We start from the raw sequence: 21138 nt of genomic DNA, 5'->3' as shown, positions 1-21138 counted from the left end.
GGGGAAGTTATGAAAGCACTTCTCATAGAAAGTCCTGGTGATTCAGAAGTTGTGGATCTGGAAACGCCCGTTCCTGGAAAAGGACAGACACTTGTGAAAGTCCTTGCCTGTGGCATCTGTGGGACTGATTACAAGATCTTCTCAGGAGAAACGAACGCGAACTATCCGGTTGTTCCAGGGCATGAAATCGCAGGTGTTGTCGAAAAGTCCGATGCTTTTGAAAAGGGTCAGATGGTCGTGATAGATCCCAACAGATCCTGTGGAGAGTGCAGTTTCTGTAGAAAAGGAATGCCCCAGTTCTGTGAAAATCTTCAGGCGACAGGGGTGACAGAGCCGGGTGGTTTTGCGGAGTACGTTCTTGTGGAAAATTCACAGGTTTATCCCTTGAAAAATGTACCGGTGGAGAGAGCGGTGTTTGCAGAACCACTCTCGTGTGTTCTCGAAGGAGTGAAGATGGTAAAGCACGGGTTTTTCGACAGGATCCTCATAGTGGGGGCAGGCAGTATAGGTGTGATCTTTGGTTTGGTGTTCAAGAAGATCTTTCCAGGTGCAGAGATTGTTCTTTCAGAAAAGGACGAAAAGCGTGCAGAATTCGTCACTCAAACGTTTGAGTTGAGGGTGGATGAACCGAAAGGTGAATACGACCTTGCCGTTGAGTGCTCTGGAACAACAGAGGGGTTCAAAGTGTGTTTCGATCACGTTGGAAAAGGTGGAACTCTCCTTCAGTTCAGTGTTATAGCAAAGAACAGAACCATCGACATCTCACCCTTTGAGATCTATCGGAAGGAGATGAAAATACTGGGTTCTTATCTGAACCCGTTCACCATGAAGGAAGCAGTGAAGATCATAGAATCAGGGGAGTTTCTTTTTGAGAAACTCGTCACCGACCGACTTGATCTCAACGGAGTAAGAGAGTATCTGTCGTCTCATAAAAAAGCGTTGATGAAAGGAATTTTTGCTCCCTAAAAAGTGGGGGATCATTTGTGTACTGTGGAATAGACGTTGGGACAACCAACACAAAAGTTCTGGTGTTCGATGATGATTTCAAAGTTGTGTTTTTGAAAAAATTCAAAACACCAGTGATTTCCAGCAAAGAGGGGGATCTTTTGTCATCAAAAAAGCTTTTTGTGGAGATTCTGAGTTCTCTCAAATCAATTCCAGAGAGCACAAAAGATAAGATAAAAGCTATCGGCATCTCTTCACTCGGAGAGACGGTGTTTCCAATTTCGCAGGATGGAGAAGTACTCCAGGACGGGATGATGTGGTACAACAAGAACGTGCTGGAAGAATACAGGGAGTTTCTAAAAAAAGTTCCATCGGATGTGATATTCAAAAAAACGGGATTGTGGCCTTCGTGGATATACTCGGTGTTCAAAATGAAGAGGTTTTACAAGAACAACAAAGAACTGGCCAAAGAAGTTTACAAATGGCTTGATGTAGCAAGTTTGATAGCCTTTTTGTTGACAGGAAACATTGCGATGGATAGGGTGCTCTCTTCAAGAACACTTTTGATGAATATACTCACCGGGAAGTGGGATGAAGAACTGGTGGAGGCATCTGGTATTCCGAAAGAGCATCTTCCGGAGGTTGTTGATAGCGGTGCTTCTCGAGGAATAATAAGAAAAGAGATTTCTGAAGAGACTGGTCTTCCAAAGGACACAGTTGTGACCACAGCTGGGCAGGATCATATAACCGCTTCCTATGCTGCCGGTGTTCACGATGAAACCAAGTTACTAGATTCCTCCGGTACGACAGAGGCTGCACTTTGGACAGTTAGCAAAGAAACCCTAAAGAAGTACTTGAAAAAGGCTCCGAGTATATTTCAGGCTGGTTTTCACTGTATCCCTGGTAAATACTATCTTCTCACAGGGCTTCCCACGGGTGGATTTTGTATCGACTGGCTTCTCAACAAAATTCTTAAGGAGGATTACTCTGTTTTCAGGACATTTAAATATCAAAAGAACGCGGTCTTCTTCTTCCCCTATCTTCGTGGCACGTTCGACAGGGAAGAAATCGGCGGTGCATTCTTCAATCTGAAAGACACGGATGATCGGGATGTTATCATCTCAACTGTTCTTGAATCAACCGCTTTTGAAATGAGAAGCTGTCTGAATGGATTCGAGAAACTGGGATTGAAAGACTACGAGATTGTGGCAACAGGCGGTGGCAGTCAACTAAGGGAGTGGTTGGAGGTAAAAGCAAATGTCTTTGGCAAAGTTGTAAAGGTCCTTTCTGTCCACGAGAGTGTTGCCCTTGGTGCTGCCATGATAGCCAAAATTGCAAAGATTGGCCAAAAGAATTGGGAAGAGTTTTTCAAAGAAGCTTCACAGAATTTTGAGTACGAGTATTTCCAGCCAGACGAAGGTGAGTATTTCCAGAAAAAATACCTCGAGTATCTAAAACTCAGAAACAGAATTTACGGGTTCTAAAATAAGGAGTGAATCAGATGTATGGTGGGAAAGCAGTGAGGTTCTCAAAACTTTTAAATCCGAAATCTGGAAGATCTCTTATTATTGCTCTAGATCACGGTTTAATATTTGGAAACGTAGAGGGACTAGAAGATCCTGTGAAGACTTTAGAGAGAGCGATATCCTGTGGCGTGGACGGAGTTCTGTTGAGCCCTGGTATAGCAAAGCTGACGGAACACCTGTTCGAAGGGAAAAATGCCCCTGCCAGAATTCTTACAATAGATTTCCCAGTGGGTTCAACCATTCCAGGGAGATTCGAAAAAGTATTCACCCATAGGTTGATACACTCTGTAGAGCAGGCGGTGAAGATGGCAGTGGACGCCGTGAAGATTCTCTTCCCCTGGGGATTGGAAAAAAGTGCACAGGCTGAGGTTGTTCGGGTAATTGCTGAAACAGTCGAAGAATGCGAACGCTGGGATATGCCGCTAGTAGTCGAGCCGGTCCTGTGGGAAGAGAATTCTTCAGAAAGAAATGAGCCTGATCTCATAGAATCTGCTGCGAGAATAGCTGTAGAGATAGGAGCGGACATTCTGAAGATTCAGTTCTTGGGAGAAGACCGTCTTTCTCGGATAATTCATAGGCTTCATGTTCCTGTCTTTGTGCTGGGAGGGCCGAAGTCAGACGACTTGAAACAGATTTTAAAGACAGTCCAGGAATCGATAGAGTCAGGCGCAAAAGGAATTATGTTCGGAAGAAACGTGTGGCAAAGAGAAAACATGGAGGAAGTTCTGACGGTTTTGAAATCCATCATACACGATGGATTGAAATATGAGGAGGTTGTTCAGAGCTACGATCTATAGCAAAGAGGTGATGAGCAATGAAACCCCGCTACAAGCCCACATGGGAATCACTGAAAGAGCATGCTCTTCCAAAATGGTTTGATGAGGCAAAGTTTGGAATCTTCATCCACTGGGGAATCTATTCTGTTCCAGGTTGGGCAACACCCACCGGAGAACTTGGAAAGGTACCGATGGATGTGTGGTTTTTCCAGAACCCGTACGCTGAGTGGTATGAAAACTCACTCAGAATCAAGGGAAGTCCCACCTGGGAGTATCATGTGAAAACCTACGGTGAAGATTTTGAGTACGAGCGCTTTGCAGACCTTTTCAAGGCAGAAAAGTGGGATCCCTACGAATGGGCTGATCTTTTCAAGAGAGCAGGTGCAAGGTACGTCATACCAACCACAAAACATCATGATGGCTTCTGTCTCTGGGGAACGAAGTACACGGATTTCAACGCTGTGAAGAAAGGCCCAGGAAGAGATCTCATTGGGGAACTTGCAAAGGCTGTTAGAGACACCGGTTTGAGGTTTGGTGTCTATTACTCGGGTGGTCTGGACTGGCGCTTCACGACCGAGCCGATAAGATACCCCGAGGATCTCTCCTACATCAGGCCGAACACTTACGAGTACGCAGATTATGCCTACAAACAGGTCATGGAACTTGTGGATCTGTACCTTCCCGACGTTCTCTGGAACGACATGGGCTGGCCCGAGAAGGGCAAAGAAGATTTGAAATATCTCTTTGCTTACTATTACAACAAGCATCCGGAAGGTGCCGTGAACGACAGGTGGGGTGTTCCACACTGGGATTTCAAAACGGCAGAATATCATGTGAACTATCCAGAAGATCTGCCAGGTTATAAATGGGAATTCACAAGGGGAATAGGACTTTCCTTTGGCTACAACCAGAACGAGGGCCCAGAACACATGCTCTCTGTTGAGCAACTTGTGTACACACTGGTGGATGTGGTGAGTAAAGGTGGAAACCTTCTTTTGAACGTAGGTCCAAAGGGAGACGGAACCATTCCCGATCTTCAGAAAGAAAGACTCCTTGGTCTTGGAAAATGGCTTGAAAAGTACGGCGATGTGATATACGGTACCACTGTCTGGAGAAAATGCTGTGCGAAAACAGAAGATGGTATGGAAATTCGTTTTACCAGAAAGAACAACAGGTACTTCATCATCTTTCTTGGAATTCCAGATGGGGAAAAAGTCGCGATCAGAGATATCACTCTATCTGGGGCGGTAAGACATTTTCTGACGGGCGAAAGGTTGAAATTCCACAACACAGAAGAAGGTGTGGAAATCATCGTTCCACGAAAACTCCTCGAAACAGACAGCATAACCCTTGTTCTAGAGGTGGTGGAAGAATGAAGGAAAAGTACAAAGTAGGACTCATCAGTTTTTCTGACGGGAGAGAGTACGTACACAAAGAGCTGGAGAAAATCGTGAAAGGGTTCGAAGACAAAATAGCAAGGACACTGGAAGAAACAGGAGAAGTGGAGGTAATCAGAGCAAAAGAAATCGTGTGGAAGCCTTCAATAGCGAAGAGAGAAGCAAGAAGGCTCGCAGAAGAGGGAGCAGAGGTGACGATATTCAACTACGCGGTATGGGCGTTCCCTCATTTCACAGTTCTTGCGAGCAAATTCGCACCGGGTCCTTTTCTTCTCTTTTCCAACATAAATCCCCAGTATCCTGGGATGGTGGCGATGCTTTCTGCAGCAGGAGCACTGGAACAGGATGGAACAAAACACTACAGGATGTGGGGAGATATAGAAGACGAAAAAGTTCTCAGGAAAGTTCTGGCGTTCATCAGGGCAGGGAGCACATACAAGAAGTTGAGGGGGCAAAGGTACGGTGTGTTCGGTGGAAGATCGATGGGTATGTACACCGCCGTTCCTAACGTGGATCTGTGGAACAAGATCTTCGGTGTCGATGTAGAGCACATAGACCAGTTCGAGATCGTTCGAAGAAGCCAGCTGATACCGGACGAGCGCGCAAGGAAAGGAAGGCTCTGGATCGAAGAGAAAGCAAAAGCGGTTCACTACGATGGGAAGTACCTCACACCCGAAAAGCTCGAACTCCAGATAAAGAGCTATCATGCGGTGAGGGAGATCGTGGAGGAGATGGAATTAGACTTTGTGGGAATAAAAGGCCAGCTCGAACTCACAGAACACTTCGTGACGATGGATGTGACGGAGACGTTCCTGAACGATCCCTACGACTGGGAAGGAGAGCACGAACCGATCGTGTGCGCAACAGAGGCAGATTCCGATGGGGCGCTCACGATGCAGATCTTCAAGCTGATTGCGAAAACACCCGTGCTCTTTGCGGACGTGAGACACTACGTGGAGGAGTACGATGTACTGGATCTGTGCAACTCAGGAAACCACGCAACGTACTTTGCAGCCAGATCGTTCGATCCCGACGAGAACATGAAGAAAGTGGAGTTCTATCCACAGACGTTCTACTTCCCCGCAGGTGGTGCAGCGGTAAAACACATAGCAGCACCCGGAAAAGTGACACTTGGAAGACTCACGAGGGAAGATGGAAGGTACAGATTCACAGTCGTTCCTGGAGAGTTCGTGGACTTTGGGGAGGAGAAAAACTACGAGATAGCAGACAGCATACAGAACAACTGGCCGCACGCGTTTTTGAAGATGGAAACACCGATAGATGAGTTCTTGTCCAAGTATTCCTCCAACCACATCCACGGTGTCTATGGAGACTACGTGGAAGAGATCAGGATCTTCTGTGAGATCGCCGGTATCGATTTTGTTTTGATGAAATGAGGGCGCTACGCGCCCTCATTTTGCTTTCAGGATGGCTTTCTGAGATCTGAGGATTACCGCTGTTCCCTTTTCTGTCTCTTCTATTTCTGCTCCTTCGAAGTTTTCAACTCTTTCATTCCAGAAGAACAATTTCCAGGGTTTCCCTGAGTCCCTCAGAACTTCAACGTGTATTTCATTCTCCTTCCTTTCCACCTTCACGGACAGTTCGAGATCACCGGATGTGTTGTAGACATTCGCCGTTTTGCTGGATATTTCAAAGACGTTCAGCGTGACACCGTCTGCATAGTCGTAGTCTGGTCTGTTGTCTGTGTTTCCCGTGGGAAGGATGGTGTTTGGTCTCACAAAGAGAGGAAGACCGAAATAGTCGTACCTTTCCGTTCTCCATCGTCCTCCTTCCACCCTTTCTCCCGTGAGAAGATGTGTCCAGATCCCATCTGGAAGATAATAAGTTACCTCTCCAGTTTCGCTGAAGATCGGTGCAACGAGGAGCGATTCTCCAAGCATGTACTGTCTGTCCAAATAAGAACAGGTGGGATCGTCTGGAAACTCTAAAATCATGGGTCTCATGACGGGAATTCCCTTCTTATGTGCTTCGACTGCGCACGAAAAGATGTACGGCATCAGCCGGCATTTCAGTTTCGTGAAAAATCTGAGAACTTTCACCGCTTCTTCATCGAAGTTCCAGGGAACCTTGTACATCGAGTTGCCGTGAAGCCTGCTGTGTGAGGAAAGAAGGCCAAAAGCAACCCATCTTTTGTACAGATCTGCCGTTGTGATGTCTTCAAAACCTCCTATGTCGTGGCTCCAGAAACCAAAACCACACAGTGATAGAGAGAGTCCTCCTCTCAGGGTCTCTGCCATGGACTCGTAGGAGGCAAGACAATCTCCTCCCCAGTGAACGGGGAATTTTTGACTTCCAGCCGTTGCGGACCTTGCGAAAACAACGGCGTTTTTCTTTCCAAGTTTTCTCTCAATGGTTTCGAAGACCGTTTTGTTGTACAGGTAGGTGTAGTAGTTGTGCATCTTCTCAGGATCAGATCCGTCGTGATAGACCACATCCGTGGGTATTCTCTCTCCAAAGTCCGTTTTGAAGCAGTCAACTCCCATATCTATCAATTTCTCCAGTTTCGAAGCGAACCACTTTCTGGCTTCTGGATTCGTGAAATCAACGATCGCCATGCCCGGTTGCCAGTCGTCCGTTTGCCAGACATCTCCGTTTGATTTTTTCAGGAAGTAGCCCTTTTCCTTTCCTTCGTCAAAAAGACTGGAAAACTGCGATACATAGGGGTTTATCCAGACACAGACCTTCAGGCCTTTTTCTTTCAGCCGTTTCAAAAGACCTTCTGGATCCGGAAAGTTTTCCCTGTTCCATTCGAAGTCAACCCAGTGGAATTCCTTCATCCAGAAACAGTCGAAGTGAAAAACGCTGAGAGGGATATCCCTCTCTTTCATTCCCTCTACGAACTCCATCACCGTTTTCTCGTTGTACTGTGTGGTGAAGGACGTCGTGAGCCAGAGTCCAAAACTCCAGGCAGGTGGAAGTTCTGGTCTTCCCGTAAGGAGTGTGTAACGTTCCAGAACTTCTTTCAGATCTTCTCCTGCTATGACAAAGTAATCCAGCGTTTCTCCTTTCACACTGAACTGAACCTTTTCCACATGTTCTGTTGCTATCTCGAAATCCACCTTTCCAGGATTGTTCACGAAGACTCCGTATCTTCTGTTGCTCACGTAAAAGGGAACGTTCTTGTAGGTCATATCGGAGATCGTCCCTGCGTCTTCGTTCCACATGACAACTCTCTGACCGTTTTTGACGAAAGGTGAGAATCTTTCTCCGAGACCGTAGATCATCTCTCCCACACTCAGATGAAGTCTTTCAAGACAGAACCTCCCTTCTGGTGCCACGGCGTATCCCAGATCCGATTTCGTGAGGAAACGATCTTCGTAGAAGAATTCCATCTTGAGAGGATTCTTCCTTATGATCGCTTTTACCTTTCCTGAGGTGAAGATAAAACTTCCTTCTGTTTCTTTGATATCCGGTGTGAAGCTTTCATCCTGGTGGATTTCGTAGTACGGTGACTTTTCGAGTACTCCCTTGAAATGTCTGAACCGAATTCTTATTACGTTTTCAAACGGAGAGGAGATCTCGATCTCGAAGACCGGACCCTGAAGCGTCTGTCCCCGGTGCTCCACCCTCTGAAACGGCGATCGAAGGATCAATCTTTTTCCATCGCAGGAGTATTCGTACACCTGTTCTGGTTTGAACAGCTGTACCCCTTCTCTCAATCTCCACAGCCCTTCTGTGAAACGCATCTTGGCCCACCTCCTTTTGAACTAAGATTATCATGAAACTGTTTTCACGCAGAGTTTGAATAATTCCTCTGAAACCAGATACCAGCGAATTATAGAAGATTAACGTCGAGTATCTTTTCTGAAGGCTTTTTCAAATTAGGAAATACAGTTTCAGATGAGAAAATTGACGGTAAAAATCGATATTTATCGATAGTTGTGAATAATTCCAGAAAATCGGATTTTTTCGTGTTTGGTTCTCTTTGTACAGTGGTGGTAGTATAATAACGAAGAAATTTCTTTAGAGGAAAAAATAAAAACATTCATCAAAGGGGGTGTGTTCATGAGGAAAGTCTTTGTTTTTCTGCTGGTCTCATTGTTCATTGTGATTGGTCTTTCCTGGAGTGTCTACGCAACACCTGAAGACTACTACAAAGCCACGGGTAAAAAGATTGAAAAGTTCAACGAGGCACCCATGCTTGCCGAACTTGTGAAACAAGGAAAGCTCCCACCGGTCGAGCAGAGGCTTCCAAAGGAACCTCTTGTTGTAGTTCCTGAGGAAAGTGTAGGACAGTACGGTGGCACCTGGAGGAGAGTCTGGAAAGGGCCTTCTGACAGGTGGGGTATTCCCAGGATCAACCAAGCGAGTCTTGTGTTCTGGGACAAGAACGGAGAGAAGTTTGTACCGGGAGTAGCGAAAAGCTGGGACATACTTGAAAATGGAAAAGTATATGTCTTTCATCTCAGAGAAGGCATGAAGTGGTCCGATGGTCATCCCTACACTTCCGAAGATATTCTTTTCTGGGTCGACGATATACTGGGGAACGATGAACTCACCCCTGCGAAACCCGCCTGGTACAGACTCCTTGATAGGGTTGAAGCACCTGATCCATACACGGTGAAGTTCATATTCAAGCAGCCCTACGCCCTGTTCCTACTTCAGGTGGCGAACAGAGGATTCACAGGCTCTCCCAAACATTTCTTGAAGCAATTCCACCCAAATTACACCCCTATGGAAGAGATCGAAAAGAAAATGGTTGAGGGTGTTCACAACACATGGGTAGATCTTTTCAATGACAAAAGTGATTTTCTCGAAAGTCTTGATCTGCCCGTTTTGACACCCTGGAAACCCATCACAGATCCAACAGAACAGTTCTACATACTCGAGAGAAATCCATACTTCTGGGCGGTTGACATCGAAGGGAATCAACTGCCTTACATCGATAGGATCAGACACGAATACGTTCAAAGTAGTGAGGTCATAATACTGAAGGCGATCTCTGGTGAAATCGACATGCAGTGGAGACACATAGGTCTTCTGGGACCTGGTCCGGGTGTTCTGCCGCTCCTTCTCGAAAACGCCAAGAGCGGTGGTTACAAGGTTTTGAGATGGAAAACCGACAATGGATCCGTGAGCATGGTGATGCTGAACATCTCCGATCCACCAGATCCTGTACTCGGAGAAGTTTTCAGGGATGTGAGATTCAGACAGGCGCTTTCACTTGCTATCAACAGAGAGGAGATCAACGAGATTCTCTTCAACGGACTCGCAGAACCAAGGCAAGCCTCGTTCGTGAGTGGATCTCCGTACTACGATCCCGAATGGGAGAAGGCGTATGTGGAGTATGATCCAGACAGAGCAAACAAACTCCTCGACGAAATGGGACTGAAGTGGGACAGCAAACGCGAGTACAGACTTCTTCCCAATGGAAAACCTCTGAGATTCACCGTACAGGTCACTGGTCAGACCCACGTTGATGTCTGGACGATGGTGAAAGAATACTGGAAACAGATAGGTGTGTGGGTCGAAATCGAAAACCTCGAAAGGTCACTCTATGATTCGAGGCTCAGTGCACACGATTTCGATGCACAGGCTTGGGTGATGGACAGGGCAAGTCAGCCCCTTGTGGATCCCCTGTGGATCATTCCTGGAAGCACGGAGTACGCTTCCGCGTGGTACATTGGCTGGGCTGATTGGGCTGGTTCTTACCTTGAAGGAGAAGAATCTCTGAAGGAATATCTACAGCAGGAAGATGCGATCGTGCCTCCTGAGGGAATAAGAGAGCCACTCGAAAGGCTGCTTGACCTCTGGAAAGGGATCCAGAACACCCCCGATCCAGAGAAGATAAAGGAACTCATGAAAGAAGTGACGAAGATCCACAGAGAAAACCTCTGGATGATAGGGACTGTGGGAGAGGACGTGTCTCCCGCTATCGTCAAGAACAACTTCAAGAATGTACCCGAAGAACTGGTGACCGCAACGCCGTTCTTCAGCCCATGGAACGCCATGCCGATACAGTTCTACATAGAACAGAAATGACGATTCACCCCGGCGCTCGCCGGGGTTTTTTGGAGGTGAACACAGGGTGATCAATCCAAAACTTCCTGTGATCTGGTACGGAGGAGACTACTACCCGGAACAGTGGGACGAGGAAACGTTCGAAAGAGATATCAGGATGTTCAAAGAAGCAGGTATCAACGTGGTCACCCTCGGGGTTTTCTCATGGAGTCTTATCCAACCAGACGAGAACACTTACGATTTTTCGTTCTTCGAAAAAGTGATGGATCGTCTGTACAAAGAAGGTATCTATGTCTGTCTTGCAACTCCCACATCCGCTCCCCCTCACTGGATGACGCAGAAATACCCTGAAATCCTTCTCACAGACGTGAACGGTGTAAAGCGAGAGAAGGGAGGCAGACAGAACTTTTGTCCCAACAGTGAGAAGTACAGATATTTTGCAAGAAACATCGCAGAGAAACTCGCAGAACATTTCAAGGATCACCCTGCTCTCGTTCTTTGGCACGTGAACAACGAATATTTGAACTACTGCTACTGTGATATCTGCAGGGGGAAGTTTCAGAATTGGTTGAAGGAAAAGTACGGCACACTCGATGAATTGAACAGAAGATGGAACACGCGTTTCTGGTCCCAGACCTTCACCGCCTGGGAAGAGATTCCTGTTCCAACAACGAGAAGTGTTCTCTTCTGGAGAAAGGACAGGTATCAATCTGTTCTTCCGGAACTTTATCTGGATTACAGACGCTTCATGACACAGAGTATGCTCGAGTGTTTCCTGGAGGAATACAGGGCAATAAAGAAACACACTCCAGACATACCCGTCACCACGAATCTGATTGCGGCAACTTTCAAGGAGTGGAACTACTTCGAATGGGCAAAACACATGGACGTTGCAGCGTGGGATAACTACCCCGGATACAGAGAGGATTTCTCTGTGATCTCGTTGAGACATTCTCTGATACGCGGGTTGAAAGAAGGTCAGCCCTTTGTTCTAATGGAACAGTCCCCTTCTCAGGCGTGCTGGAGATGGTACAATCCCCAGAAAAGACCCGGGGAGATGAGACTCTGGTGTTATCATGGTCTCGCTCACGGAGCCGAAACTCTCATGTTCTTTCAGTTGAGACAGTCGAGGGGTGGTGTGGAGAAGTTCCACGGGGCCGTCATCACACACGTTGACAGCACCAAGACGAGGGTGTTTCAGGAAGTGAAAAGAGTGGGAGAAGAGATAAAGTCCCTATCGGATATTCTCGACACAAGAGTTGTCTCCCAGACTGCCCTTCTCTTTGACTGGGAAAGCTGGTGGGCGATGGAGGACACCCTCACACCAAACATAGACTTCAGGCATTTGGATGAGGTGCAGAAGTACTTCAAGGCCCTGGTGAAGACAGGACTTGGTGCGGATGTTGTGGGAAAGGATCAGGATTTTAAAAAGTACAGGTTGCTCGTTGCACCGGCGCTCTACATAGTTGGAAAGGATCTTGCACAGAAACTGAAGGATTACGTCTCAGACGGAGGTGTACTGGTTCTCACGACGATGAGTGGAATCGTTGACGAAGACAACCAGGTTGTTCTCGGTGGATACCCGGGCTATCTTCGAGACCTTGTGGGAGGTTATGTGGAAGAGATAGATGCCCTGCCTCCCGAGGAAAAGAACGAGATTTTGATGTTTGGAAGGTCCTACGAATGTAGTCTTGTTTTTGATTACATAAAGACCACCACGGCAGAAGTTCTTGGAAGGTTCAGGAAGGATTACTACGCGAACGAGCCTGCCGTTTTGAGAAACAACTACGGTAAAGGATGGGTCTATTACGTTGGTTCTTCCGTGTCTTTCGATCTCGTATGGGATCTTGTGAAGTTCATAGAGAAAGAGCATGGCTTGAGAGCAGACATCACTCCAGCAGATGGTGTGGAAGTGGTGAAGAAGGTCAAGGGTGAAAAAACGTTCTACTTTCTTTTCAACCACTCTGGCGAAAGAAGAACCGTGGATCTTCCAGAGGGAAAATTTAAAGACATGTTGACTGGTGCTCTGTACGAAAAGAGGGTAGAAATGCCGCCGCTTGACGTTTTGATCCTTTTGAAAGAGTGAACACGTACTCAACGGCACAGTTTCGAGGGCGGCTTGCCGCCCTTTTTTTGTTAGAATTGTACTAACCTTTCCCAGGGAGGAGAGAGAATGATCTGGAAGGCTCTGATTTTCCTTGGTGTCTATGCGGTTCTCCACTTTGGTTACGAACTTTCTGGATGGGAGTTTCTGAGACCTTTCTGTGGCGTCGATGAGTCTGTCTTCGAGCATCTGAAGATCGGTTTCTGGGCGTATCTTTTCACGAACATCATCGAGTATTTTCTTTCGAAGAGAAAAAAGTTCAGGTTCTGGTATCCCCGGCTCTTCTCCACGACGCTTCTTCCCTGGTTCATCGTGTTGATCTGGTACATGCTTCCTGCTTTCTTTGGACACATCGAGTCCCTCGCAGTTGATCTTGTCTGGGCGTTCACTGTGACCTTCCTGTCTGCCATCGTGGCGGTTGTCCTCGAAAAAGAACTGGAGAAGTATTCTACGGGAACGGCCTTTAAATTCACCATTGCAGTTTTGTTTGTTCTTTCCGTTGTCTTCTACACCGTGTTTTCTTTTGAAAAACCCTGGATAGATCTTTTCGTCGAACCTTGAAATGAAAACATTTTCAAACTATAATGTGGTAAAATATCAGAGGATAGAAGGTGATGGTTGTGGAGAAGGTACGGCTCGGTATCGTGGGGTGTGGAATCGCCGCCAGAACGCTTCATCTTCCTGCTTTGATGAAACTTTCCCACCTTTTTGAAATCACAGCGGTCACCAGCAGAACGAAAAAACACGCAGAAGAGTTCGCAAAGATGGCGGGAAATCCTAGAGTTTTCGAAAGTTACGAGGACCTCCTAGACTCTGGTCTTGTCGATGCCGTTGATCTCACCCTCCCGGTGGAACTGAACCTTCCTTTCATCGAAAAAGCGCTCCAAAAAGGCATCCACGTGATCTGTGAAAAGCCCATCTCCACCGATGTGGAAACGGGGAAAAAGATCGTTGAATTGTCCAGAAATTCGAACAAGGTGGTGTACATCGCGGAGAACTTCCGGCACATTCCCGTGTTCTGGAAGGCAAAAGAGTTGATCGAAGAAGGTATGGCAGGAGAACCACTCTACATGAACTGGCAGATCTGGGTGGGAATGGACGAAAACAACGAGTACGTTCACACCGACTGGAGAAAGAACCCAAAACACATCGGGGGTTTTCTCTCGGACGGAGGCGTGCATCATGTGGCGGCGATGAGACTGATCTTTGGTGAGATAGCGTGGGTTTCTGCCATCGCAAAGGATATCTCCCCACTCCTTGGCGGGATGGATTTTCTTTCTTCGATTTTTGAGTTTGAAAGCGGTGTTGTTGGAAATTACACGGTTTCCTATTCTCTGAGAGGAGACGACAGGTTCGAGATCGTTGGAACGAAGGGAAGAATGGAGATATTCTGGGACAGAATAGTCTTGAACGGAGAAGAGATAGAAGTTCCCCATCAGGATAGTTATCAGAGAGAATTCGAGGATTTCTACCGTGTGATCATGGGAGGAAAGAGAAACGATCTGGGAGATCCTCTCGAGGCGCTGAAGGATCTTGCCTTCATAGAAGCATGTGTGAGATCTCAGGGAAACAGGGTGTCTGTTTCCAGTCTGCTGTGAGGAGGTGCTGTTTATGGAGTACAGGAAGGTTGGAAAATGGGGTATCAAGATCAGCGAACTTTCACTCGGATCGTGGCTCACTTTTGGAAAACAACTCGATCTGGACACGGCCACCGAGGTTGTGAAAAAAGCGTTCAACAGTGGGATAAACTTCTTCGACACGGCAGAGGCGTATGCGGGTGGAATAGCGGAGGCTATGCTCGGAAAGATTCTCAAAAACTTCAGAAGAGAAGATTTAGTCGTTTCCACAAAGATCTTCTGGGGTGGAAGCGGTCCGAACGATCTGGGACTGTCGAAAAAGCACCTTCTTGAGGGAACCTGGAACTCATTGAAGAGACTTCAGATGGACTATGTTGACATTCTCTACTGTCATAGACCAGATCCAAACGTTCCCATGGAAGAGGTCGTCTTCGCCATGGATTACATCTTGAAAGAAGGTCTTGCGCTCTACTGGGGAACTTCTGAGTGGAGTGCGAAAGAGATAGAAGAGGCTCACAGGGTTTGCAGGGAACTGGGAGTTATGCCACCCATCGTGGAGCAGCCGCAGTACAACATGTTCGTGAGGGAGAGAGTGGAGAAAGAATACGCTCCTCTGTACGAAAAGTACGGTATGGGTCTCACCACGTATTCTCCTCTTGCCTCGGGCCTTCTTTCTGGAAAGTACAACAACGGTATCCCGGAAGGATCGAGGCTTGCCACGTTCCCGCAGGTGAGAAAGTGGCTCGAAGAAGGAGGACTGCTCAACGAAAAGACATTCGAAAAACTCAGAAAACTCCAGAAAATAGCGGATCAACTGGGAGCGAGTCTTCCTCAACTTGCCATCGCCTGGATACTGAAGAACAGGAACGTGAGCAGTGTCATCCTTGGAGTGAGCAGGCCAGAGCAACTGGAAGAGAATTTGAAGGCGGTGGAGATCAAAGAAAAACTCACAGAGGATGTGATGAAGGAGATAGAAGAAATCCTGAACGAATAAAAGGCGCCGGGCGGCGCCTTTTTTTAATCTTTCAATGACAACATCCATGACCACGTGACTTTCCCCGGTGCGCGTATTGTTCTGGATTATCTTTAAACTTTTCAGCACACTCTTGAGAACAGAAGTAGTACTCTTTCCCCATGTATTCCACCTTTTCCACCGCCTCTTCCTTTTCGATCTTCATTCCGCAGACGGGATCCTTCACTTTCATAAAATCCACCTCCTTACTGGAAAAATTCGACTTGAATTAGTCTCTCATAATGTGCTACAATTAGTGTAGCATAATTTGAGAGGAGGAATCAACGATGTGTCCTTTTTGTTTTTGGAGCTGGGGCTTCTGGCCCTGGAACTGGGGAGGAGTTATCATGATGATTTTCTGGGCAGTTATTCTGGTGGTTCTCTTTGCCTTTCTCTTCAGGTGGCTTGGAGGAGAAAGACATGAGAAAACGGAAGGAAGAACCAGTAACAAAAAGGCTCTTGAGATACTGAAGGAAAGGTTTGCCCGCGGTGAGATCACCGAAGAAGAGTACGAAAGAATGAAAAGGAGGATCCAGGATGAGTGAATTTGAACGCTGGAGAAAGGAATTCCCTGAAGTGAGTGGTGCCGTTGTAAGAATGAGAAACAAGGCTTTCGCTGACGGTTCTATCCCTGCAAAGTACAAAGTGCTGACGGCTTTAGCCATAGCGGTTGTGGAAAAGTGCAAACCCTGTGCTCAGGGATATTATCAGAAAGCGATCGAAATGGGTGCCACAAAGGATGAAATAAAAGAGATCCTCGAAGTTGCTGTCACCATGGGAGCGTGCATTGCAGAAACCTGGGCGAGGGAGGTGTGGCAAGATGGCCGATCAGAGGACAATGGAGGATCGTGCTGTGAAGAATGAAGGGATAAAGAAGACCTTCACCGTAACAGGAATGACGTGTGCCACATGTGCGAAAACCGTTGAAAAGGCCCTGAGAAAACTCGACGGGGTGAAATTCGCAGCGGTGAATCTGGCAACCTCCACGGGTTTCATCGTGGCAGAAAGAGAGTTATCCTTCGAGGAAATCAAAAAAGCGGTGGAAGAGGTAGGTTATGGAATCAGTACAGAATCACCAGAGGACGTGGAAAGAAAGCGTTACGAAGAATCGAAAAAGAATTTGATCCTTGCCTGGCTCGTCACGGCTCCTCTTGCCCTCCTTATGATTTATCACATGTTTGTTTCCAAGGTGCCGTATTTCACCTGGATAGAGGTCTTCGCAGGTGCGTTCGTTACGTTCTATGTGGGCAGAGGAACGATCAGAGGGGCATGGATAGCCCTCACCCATAAGCACACGAACATGGACACACTCATCTTCTTCGGTGCGGTGACTTCCTGGGTAACGGCTGTTCTCGACAGTATAGGACTTCCCGTGATGTCTTTCGGTGCCATAGGTGCCATGATCGTTGCGTTCCACATCACAGGACGTTTCATAGAATCTTATCTGCGTGACAGGGCCAGCAAAGAAATCAAAGCCCTTCTGAAACTTCAGGCGAAAGAAGCCCGTGTCATCACCGATGAAGGAGAAGTGATGATGCCGATAGAGGCGGTGAAAGAGGATTTCATCGTACTCGTGAAGCCCGGCGAAAGAATACCCGTGGATGGGGTGATCGTGGAAGGCCAGTCTTCAATCGATGAGTCCGTAGTGACGGGAGAATCCATACCGGTTTTGAAGAGAGAAAACGATGAAGTAATCGGTGGTTCTTTGAATGTATCGAGCCCTATCAAAATAAAAGTCGCAAAAGTAGGAGAAGACACCTTTTTGTCTCAAATGATCAAATTGATTCAGGAAGCGCAGGGTTCGAAGGTGCCGATTCAGGCTCTCGCCGATAGAATCACCATGTGGTTTGTCCCCACGATCATCGTCCTTGCGATAGCCAGTGCCCTGGTGTGGTACTTCAATTACGAACAATTCCTTCCCTTTGTAGAAAAAGCAAGGGAGATCTTTCCGTGGATCATACAGACCGGTGATCCGCTGACCTTTTCCATCTTCGTCTTTGTTGCCACGATCGTCATAGCGTGTCCATGTGCGCTTGGTCTTGCAACTCCCATGGCCCTTGTGACTGGAACGGGACTTGCGGCAAAGAAAGGTCTTCTCATAAGAAACGCCGAGGCGATTCAGACATCGAAGGACATTGGGGTGGTTCTCACAGACAAAACAGGAACGCTCACCGAGGGCAGTCCAAGGGTGGTGGATCACAACCTTTCCGACGAACTGGTGAGGATCGTAGCGAGCGTGGAGAGAAATTCGAACCATCCTCTTGCAAAAGCAATTTCGGAACTCTCTCAGGATGTGGTCGAGATAGAAAACGTGGAAGAGATCCCGGGAGAAGGGGTAAGGGCACTTTACAAGGGAGAAGAGTATTTTGTTGGAAAGCCCCAGGATTACTCAAGGTACGAGTCTCTTCTGGAAGAGGGAAAGACCGTGGTTGAGGTGAGAAGAAACGGTGAAGTTGTGGGATTTCTTGCGATAGAAGATCCTATCAGGGAAGACAGTCCCGAGGCCGTGAGAAGGCTCAAGGAGATGGGAATAGAACCTGTCATGATAACGGGAGACAACGAAAAGACAGCAAGAGCGGTTGCAAGGCGACTTGGGATAGAGAAGTTCCACGCGGGTGTGAAACCTTCTGAGAAACTGGACCTTGTGAGATATTACCAGGCCCAGGGAAAGAAAGTTGCGATGGTGGGAGACGGTATGAACGACGCCGCTGCTTTGAAAGGGGCAGACGTCGGAATAGCAATAGGTTCAGGAACAGACCTTGCCATCGACAGTGCAGACATCATCATAACAAAGGGTGGTATATCAAAAGTCGTCGATGCCATCGAGGTGTCGAGAAAAACCTTCAGAATCATAAAACAGAACCTGTTCTGGGCCTTCTTCTACAATGTGATAGCCATTCCAATGGCGATGATGGGATTGCTTCATCCGGTGATCGCAGAACTTGCCATGGCGTTCAGTTCCATCACCGTGACCCTCAATTCCATGAGGGTGAAATAGTGAGTGTCGAAAAGAAATACGACAGATTTGCATCACTTTACGATAGATTCGAATGCTTCATCGAGAAGAAGTTTTTCTCAAGGTTTCGTGAAGAACTCTTCAAAAGAGTGGAGGGGAAGAGGATTCTGGAAGTTGGCATCGGCACTGGAAAGAACGTTCCGTACTATCCGGACGATGTAGACGTTGTGGGTGTAGATGTCAGTGAAGGAATGCTCAGGGTGTGTCAGGAGAGGTTAAAAAAGTTTCCAGAAAAAAAGGTGAAGTTGTTGAGAGCGGACGTTCAGAATCTTCCTTTTTCAGACGAAGAGTTCGACTGCGTTGTTTCCACGTTCGTCTTCTGTACGGTGCCGGATCCCATAAAGGGTTTGAAAGAAGTTCACAGAGTTCTCAAGCCCTCTGGAAAAGCCGTTTTTCTTGAACACATGAGAAGCGGAAAATGGTACGTTAACGTGATGTTGTTTGTGATGCACATCTTCACAAAGCCTCTTCTGGGAACGAGCATGCTCCGAAAAACGGTTGATAACATAAAGAAAGCAGGATTTGTGATCGAGGAAAAAAAGCACCTTCTTGGCGATGTGGTACGTTTGATAACTGCCAGAAAAGGAGGTGAGGAAAGTGATTGAGAAGATAAGAGAGGATACCACTCTCAAGGAAATCATGGAAGCCCATGAGAGACTGGAAAGGGCACTCAGAAAATACGGCTTTGACACCTGCTGTGCGAAGATGGAGAGTTTGAAGGACGCCTGCAAAAAGAAAGGTCTGGATGTTGAAAAGGTTCTAGAAGATCTAAACAGAATCGTGGAGGAGATCAACGAGGAAGAGAGGATAATAAGAGAGATAGAATCTCAATTTCTGTGAGGAGGTGCTGTTATGAAGTACGTACTCAACGTACCGGATATTTCCTGTAATCACTGCAAGATGAGGATTTCGAAGGCACTAGACGAACTTGGGATCAAAGATTACGAAGTGAGTGTGGAGGAAAAGAAAGTTATCGTTGAAACAGAAGATCTGGACAGTGTTCTGAAAAAACTCGAGGAAATCGACTATCCGGTGGAGAGTTATCAGGAAGCCTGAGTCATGAAAGATGAAAGGGTGTTCCTCAAAAAGTTCCTGAAAGTTTCATCCTTCAGGCCCTCACCGTGAGCGGGCGTGAGGGCCAGTATTTTCCCTTCGTGAAACCTTCTCGTCCAGCCCGCGATGGAAACACCGTCTTCTGATTCACTCCAGAGGAATATCTCCACATCCGAGTACAGCTCAACGAAGTAGTGCTCATCTATCAGTTCGAATTCAACATTTTTTCCGTAGTATTTCACTTTTTTCTGTGGCGGATGGTGTATGAACCTTCCTCCAACGAGTCTGTTGTAACTCTCGGGAAAGCGGGAAAGTCCGGAGTGCCAGACAAAGAGTTTCCCACCTGTTTTGATGTATTCCTCCAGAAGTTTTGTTTCCTTTTCACTCACCCACGGGATGGTTTCATCGAGAAGGTTCCAGCGTCCTATAACGACAAGATCCGGAAGTTTTTCTATCTCTGAAAAGTCTTCTGGATTAAGATCGTGGATTTGCCCGTTCAAAACGTCCTTCAGCGTTTCCAGAAAGAGATCATGATCGTGGTATCTGTCACCAAGAAAGGCAAACACCCGCATCCCAGTCCCTCCTTATCGATATCCTATCACCACACTATGTAACAGAAATGTTAACCGTTGACTTTGCATCCTCGTCCGACATAAAATTTTTTTGCAAAATGTGAAACACATCATCATGAGAAAAAAATATTTTTACAGAGGAGGTGTGGGATAGTGAGCAGGAAGATTCTCCTAGCGGTGATTCTGGGTGTGTTTCTCGTGTCTGTTGTGTTCGGTGCCAGGTGGACTCTGAGATTCGGTCACGTTCTCGCTCCCGGAGAACCCTACCACCAGGCATTTCTGAAGTGGGCGAAGGCCGTTGAAGAGAAAACAAACGGTGATGTCAGAATTGAAGTCTTTCCGAGTTCTCAGCTTGGTGTGGAAGAAGACATCATCGAGCAGATCAGGATGGGAGCACCTGTGGGATGGAACACCGACTCTGCAAGGCTTGGAATGTACGTGAAGGACATCGGTGTTATGAACCTTGCCTACTTCATCGACTTCATGGGAGCGAAAACACCCGAAGAAGCCATTGAGATTTTGAAGAAGATCAAACAGTCACCAACGATGCAGAAGTGGCTGAAGGAACTTGAACAGAAGTACAACATAAAGGTTCTCTCATTCTACTGGGTACAGGGTTACAGGCACTTTGTAACGAACAAGCCCATCAGAAAACCCGAGGATCTCCAGGGACTCAGAATCAGAACACCGGGTGCTCCAGCATGGCAGGAGTCCATAAGAGCCCTCGGAGCGGTACCGGTTGCCATCAACTTTGGAGAAATCTACACGGCAGTCCAGACGAAAGCGGTCGACGGTGCAGAACTCACCTACGCGAACGTCTACAACGGTGGTCTGTACGAAGTTTTGAAGTACATGTCTGAGACGGGACACTTCCTCCTCATCAACTTTGAGATCGTCAGCGCAGACTGGTTCAACAGCCTGCCACCGGAATACCAGCAGATAGTTGAGGAAGAAATGGACAAAGCAGGTATAGAGGTTTCTCTCAAAATCATGAAAGAGCTCGAAGAAGAGTTCAAACAGAAGTGTATTGAAAAGGGTATGACGGTGATACCGGCCTCTGAAATCGACAAAGAAGCCTTCATGGAAAGAGCAAAACAGGCTTACAGGAACCTTGGACTCGAAGATGCTCTCAACCAGCTGATCAGAGAAGTGAAAGGAGAGTGACCATCAGCCCGGCC

Annotated in this window: 20 protein-coding genes; 17 read left to right on the top strand and 3 right to left on the bottom strand. The window is 47.1% G+C overall.

The genetic code is table 11. The features are described 5' to 3' along the window. Nucleotides 1-9 precede the first annotated feature (9 nt). The 5 genes from TRQ7_RS03275 to TRQ7_RS03255 are packed head-to-tail and all read left to right on the top strand — an operon-like array spanning nt 10 to nt 6041. On the top strand, nt 10-966 hold the full coding sequence (locus TRQ7_RS03275; protein ID WP_041844018.1) for a mannitol dehydrogenase: 957 nt from the start codon (nt 10-12) through the stop codon (nt 964-966). 17 nt (nt 967-983) lie between these two features. Further along, nucleotides 984-2429, top strand: coding sequence for an FGGY-family carbohydrate kinase (locus TRQ7_RS03270; protein ID WP_015918879.1), 1446 nt, complete (start codon nt 984-986; stop codon nt 2427-2429). 17 nt (nt 2430-2446) lie between these two features. Continuing rightward, the gene (locus tag TRQ7_RS03265) at nt 2447-3268 is read left to right on the top strand and encodes a fructose-bisphosphate aldolase (RefSeq protein ID WP_038066578.1); all 822 of its coding nucleotides are present in this window, start codon (nt 2447-2449) and stop codon (nt 3266-3268) included. A gap of 17 nt (nt 3269-3285) precedes the next feature. Next, the gene (locus tag TRQ7_RS03260; RefSeq protein ID WP_041844017.1) at nt 3286-4623 is read left to right on the top strand and encodes an alpha-L-fucosidase; all 1338 of its coding nucleotides are present in this window, start codon (nt 3286-3288) and stop codon (nt 4621-4623) included. Next, nucleotides 4620-6041 (top strand): L-fucose/L-arabinose isomerase family protein, encoded by a 1422-nt coding sequence (locus tag TRQ7_RS03255; RefSeq protein WP_041844016.1) that lies wholly within the window; start codon nt 4620-4622, stop codon nt 6039-6041. The genes TRQ7_RS03260 and TRQ7_RS03255 overlap by 4 nt, the downstream gene beginning before the upstream one ends. Before the next feature lie 15 nt (nt 6042-6056). On the opposite strand, the gene yicI is transcribed toward TRQ7_RS03255, so the two are convergent. Continuing rightward, nucleotides 6057-8351, bottom strand: coding sequence for an alpha-xylosidase (yicI, locus tag TRQ7_RS03250; RefSeq protein WP_041844015.1), 2295 nt, complete (start codon nt 8349-8351; stop codon nt 6057-6059). Nucleotides 8352-8670: 319 nt separating this feature from the next. On the opposite strand from yicI, the gene TRQ7_RS03245 reads away from it, so the two are divergent. From TRQ7_RS03245 to TRQ7_RS03225, 5 genes are all read left to right on the top strand, one after another. Beyond that, on the top strand, nt 8671-10647 hold the full coding sequence (locus TRQ7_RS03245; RefSeq protein WP_041844014.1) for an ABC transporter substrate-binding protein: 1977 nt from the start codon (nt 8671-8673) through the stop codon (nt 10645-10647). Nucleotides 10648-10693: 46 nt separating this feature from the next. Continuing rightward, nucleotides 10694-12712 carry a beta-galactosidase gene (locus TRQ7_RS03240; protein ID WP_041844013.1) on the top strand — a complete coding sequence of 673 codons (2019 nt, stop codon included), beginning with the start codon at nt 10694-10696 and terminating at the stop codon, nt 12710-12712. 87 nt (nt 12713-12799) lie between these two features. Further along, nucleotides 12800-13291 (top strand): DUF6512 family protein, encoded by a 492-nt coding sequence (locus TRQ7_RS03235; RefSeq protein WP_041844012.1) that lies wholly within the window; start codon nt 12800-12802, stop codon nt 13289-13291. A gap of 59 nt (nt 13292-13350) precedes the next feature. Continuing rightward, complete coding sequence (locus TRQ7_RS03230; RefSeq protein WP_041844546.1) at nt 13351-14328, top strand: Gfo/Idh/MocA family oxidoreductase; 978 nt, start codon at nt 13351-13353, stop codon at nt 14326-14328. 13 nt (nt 14329-14341) lie between these two features. After that, nucleotides 14342-15301: an aldo/keto reductase gene (locus TRQ7_RS03225; RefSeq protein ID WP_041844011.1), complete on the top strand. Its 960-nt coding sequence runs from the start codon at nt 14342-14344 to the stop codon at nt 15299-15301. Nucleotides 15302-15332: 31 nt separating this feature from the next. On the opposite strand, the gene TRQ7_RS03220 is transcribed toward TRQ7_RS03225, so the two are convergent. Continuing rightward, nucleotides 15333-15512: a YHS domain-containing protein gene (locus tag TRQ7_RS03220; protein WP_038033454.1), complete on the bottom strand. Its 180-nt coding sequence runs from the start codon at nt 15510-15512 to the stop codon at nt 15333-15335. 94 nt (nt 15513-15606) lie between these two features. Between TRQ7_RS03220 and TRQ7_RS03215 the strand changes: the two genes are divergently transcribed. From TRQ7_RS03215 to TRQ7_RS03190, 6 genes are read left to right on the top strand one after another with little or no spacing between them, the layout of a single operon-like run. Then, the gene (locus TRQ7_RS03215; RefSeq protein WP_012310637.1) at nt 15607-15864 is read left to right on the top strand and encodes a PLB family transporter; all 258 of its coding nucleotides are present in this window, start codon (nt 15607-15609) and stop codon (nt 15862-15864) included. Continuing rightward, nucleotides 15857-16183 carry a carboxymuconolactone decarboxylase family protein gene (locus tag TRQ7_RS03210; RefSeq protein WP_012310636.1) on the top strand — a complete coding sequence of 109 codons (327 nt, stop codon included), beginning with the start codon at nt 15857-15859 and terminating at the stop codon, nt 16181-16183. Before TRQ7_RS03215 ends, TRQ7_RS03210 begins: the two co-directional genes overlap by 8 nt. Then, complete coding sequence (locus TRQ7_RS03205; protein WP_038066548.1) at nt 16140-18317, top strand: heavy metal translocating P-type ATPase; 2178 nt, start codon at nt 16140-16142, stop codon at nt 18315-18317. The genes TRQ7_RS03210 and TRQ7_RS03205 overlap by 44 nt, the downstream gene beginning before the upstream one ends. Beyond that, nucleotides 18317-18940, top strand: a complete 624-nt coding sequence (locus tag TRQ7_RS03200) for a methyltransferase domain-containing protein (RefSeq protein WP_041844010.1) — start codon at nt 18317-18319, stop codon at nt 18938-18940. The genes TRQ7_RS03205 and TRQ7_RS03200 overlap by 1 nt, the downstream gene beginning before the upstream one ends. Further along, nucleotides 18924-19175 carry a DUF542 domain-containing protein gene (locus tag TRQ7_RS03195; RefSeq protein ID WP_015918845.1) on the top strand — a complete coding sequence of 84 codons (252 nt, stop codon included), beginning with the start codon at nt 18924-18926 and terminating at the stop codon, nt 19173-19175. The genes TRQ7_RS03200 and TRQ7_RS03195 overlap by 17 nt, the downstream gene beginning before the upstream one ends. Nucleotides 19176-19187: 12 nt before the next feature. Beyond that, on the top strand, nt 19188-19391 hold the full coding sequence (locus tag TRQ7_RS03190; RefSeq protein ID WP_015918844.1) for a heavy-metal-associated domain-containing protein: 204 nt from the start codon (nt 19188-19190) through the stop codon (nt 19389-19391). On the opposite strand, the gene TRQ7_RS03185 is transcribed toward TRQ7_RS03190, so the two are convergent. Beyond that, nucleotides 19379-19960, bottom strand: coding sequence for a ThuA domain-containing protein (locus tag TRQ7_RS03185; protein WP_041844009.1), 582 nt, complete (start codon nt 19958-19960; stop codon nt 19379-19381). The genes TRQ7_RS03190 and TRQ7_RS03185 overlap by 13 nt on opposite strands. 153 nt (nt 19961-20113) lie before the next feature. On the opposite strand from TRQ7_RS03185, the gene TRQ7_RS03180 reads away from it, so the two are divergent. Then, nucleotides 20114-21124, top strand: coding sequence for a C4-dicarboxylate TRAP transporter substrate-binding protein (locus TRQ7_RS03180; protein ID WP_041844008.1), 1011 nt, complete (start codon nt 20114-20116; stop codon nt 21122-21124). The last annotated feature ends 14 nt before the right edge of the window (nt 21125-21138 follow it).

The organism is Thermotoga sp. RQ7 (assembly GCF_000832145.1).
Lineage (GTDB): Bacteria > Thermotogota > Thermotogae > Thermotogales > Thermotogaceae > Thermotoga > Thermotoga neapolitana.
Note: the sequence above shows the minus strand (reverse complement) of the source record. Positions and strands in the feature narration are given on the sequence as shown.

Bases quoted from the DNA above. Each gene is read 5' to 3' on its own strand.
- TRQ7_RS03235 (WP_041844012.1), top strand. From the start codon at position 12,800: ATGATCTGGAAGGCTCTGATTTTCCTTGGTGTCTATGCGGTTCTCCAC.
- TRQ7_RS03205 (WP_038066548.1), top strand. From the start codon at position 16,140: ATGGCCGATCAGAGGACAATGGAGGATCGTGCTGTGAAGAATGAAGGG.
- TRQ7_RS03260 (WP_041844017.1), top strand. From the start codon at position 3,286: ATGAAACCCCGCTACAAGCCCACATGGGAATCACTGAAAGAGCATGCT.
- TRQ7_RS03275 (WP_041844018.1), top strand. From the start codon at position 10: ATGAAAGCACTTCTCATAGAAAGTCCTGGTGATTCAGAAGTTGTGGAT.
- TRQ7_RS03265 (WP_038066578.1), top strand. From the start codon at position 2,447: ATGTATGGTGGGAAAGCAGTGAGGTTCTCAAAACTTTTAAATCCGAAA.
- TRQ7_RS03245 (WP_041844014.1), top strand. From the start codon at position 8,671: ATGAGGAAAGTCTTTGTTTTTCTGCTGGTCTCATTGTTCATTGTGATT.
- yicI (WP_041844015.1), bottom strand. From the start codon at position 8,351: ATGCGTTTCACAGAAGGGCTGTGGAGATTGAGAGAAGGGGTACAGCTG.
- TRQ7_RS03185 (WP_041844009.1), bottom strand. From the start codon at position 19,960: ATGCGGGTGTTTGCCTTTCTTGGTGACAGATACCACGATCATGATCTC.
- TRQ7_RS03255 (WP_041844016.1), top strand. From the start codon at position 4,620: ATGAAGGAAAAGTACAAAGTAGGACTCATCAGTTTTTCTGACGGGAGA.
- TRQ7_RS03190 (WP_015918844.1), top strand. From the start codon at position 19,188: ATGAAGTACGTACTCAACGTACCGGATATTTCCTGTAATCACTGCAAG.
- TRQ7_RS03220 (WP_038033454.1), bottom strand. From the start codon at position 15,512: ATGAAAGTGAAGGATCCCGTCTGCGGAATGAAGATCGAAAAGGAAGAG.
- TRQ7_RS03225 (WP_041844011.1), top strand. From the start codon at position 14,342: ATGGAGTACAGGAAGGTTGGAAAATGGGGTATCAAGATCAGCGAACTT.
- TRQ7_RS03215 (WP_012310637.1), top strand. From the start codon at position 15,607: ATGTGTCCTTTTTGTTTTTGGAGCTGGGGCTTCTGGCCCTGGAACTGG.
- TRQ7_RS03210 (WP_012310636.1), top strand. From the start codon at position 15,857: ATGAGTGAATTTGAACGCTGGAGAAAGGAATTCCCTGAAGTGAGTGGT.